Source organism: Vibrio sp. D173a (assembly GCF_030248475.1).
Genome location: NZ_JAHGAH010000585.1, coordinates 1 through 842 on the forward strand (window position 1 = coordinate 1; position 842 = coordinate 842).

General features: G+C 45.7%; 1 protein-coding gene. It reads left to right on the forward strand.

The window, feature by feature from the left end; all coding sequences use genetic code 11:
• Positions 1 to 3 precede the first annotated feature (3 nt).
• Positions 4 to 842: tRNA (adenosine(37)-N6)-dimethylallyltransferase MiaA (gene miaA / locus KIV40_RS27700; RefSeq protein WP_285352407.1), on the forward strand; the 839-nt coding region annotated here is incomplete at its 3' end.

Sequence of the window (842 nt, forward strand, 5' to 3'; positions counted from 1 at the left end):
ATCATGACTCAAAAATTACCTTTAGCACTGTTTTTAATGGGCCCAACCGCATCAGGTAAAACAGATCTAGCCATTCGTTTACGTCAGAAATTCCCGGTGGAAATCATCAGCGTGGATTCGGCGCTGATTTACAAAGATATGGATATTGGTACTGCGAAACCAGACGCAGAAGAGTTAGCCCTTGCTCCTCACCGCTTGATCGATATTTTGGATCCAAGTGAATCTTACTCTGCGGCAGATTTTCGTCGTGACGCGCTTAAAGAGATGAACGACATTGTTGCGGCTGGAAAAATACCATTATTGGTTGGCGGTACTATGCTTTACTACAAGGCATTGCTAGAAGGTCTATCCCCTTTACCGGCGGCAGACCAAGAGATTCGCAAACAAATCGAAGCAGAGGCAAACGAGCAGGGATGGCAAGTGCTGCACGATCAATTAAGAGAGATTGATCCAGTATCTGCGGAAAGAATTCACCCAAATGATCCACAAAGACTGTCAAGAGCATTGGAAGTTTTTCGAATTTCGGGTAAAACATTAACAGAGCTAACTCAAACGAAGGGCGATAGCCTGCCATTTCGTGTGAAGCAATTTGCTATAGCTCCCAAGGAAAGGGCTGAACTGCATCGTCGTATCGAGCTGCGTTACGAGAAAATGATAGAGGCAGGTTTTGAAGATGAAATGAAGGCGTTGTACGCCCGAGACGATCTTCACCCTGATCTACCATCGATTCGTTGCGTAGGTTATCGTCAGATGTGGGACTATTTAGATGGGAATTGTGACTTAGATGAAGCGGTTTTCCGTGGAGTCTGTGCAACCCGTCAATTGGCCAAGCGCCAAATCAC